Source organism: Vibrio sp. 10N.222.55.C6 (genome assembly GCF_041473395.1).
GTDB lineage: Bacteria > Pseudomonadota > Gammaproteobacteria > Enterobacterales > Vibrionaceae > Vibrio > Vibrio crassostreae_C.
The window spans coordinates 1-273 of the sequence record NZ_JBFRSD010000567.1 but is presented as its reverse complement, the minus strand read 5'-3'; the positions used below and the strand labels follow the sequence as shown (position 1 = coordinate 273).

1 pseudogene is annotated in these 273 nt (G+C 41.8%); it reads right to left on the bottom strand.

The window, feature by feature from the left end:
* A pseudogene (locus AB4486_RS25125) lies at positions 1 to 273 on the bottom strand (IS110 family transposase); the annotation flags it as partial.

The window sequence follows — 273 nt, the reverse complement described above, 5'->3', positions numbered from 1 at the left end:
TTTAAATGAGTAACCACGCAGCGAATCGGTGGCGTCAAATTATTTTCAGCATCCTCTAAAACCAGAGGGAGCTGCTTGTTAAGTGATGCACTTCCTTTAGGAAAGACAAGACCAAACTCAGCCAGCAACCCACGTAATTGATTAGTTTGGCCAGTTTTCATTGAAACTAACCTTTCTCTAGCTTTGTGAACAGAAAGGATTGATTGCTGTTCAATCGATTTTATAGGTACGAAACGCATGTTAGGGCGAGTTACCGCTTCACAGATTGCTTCA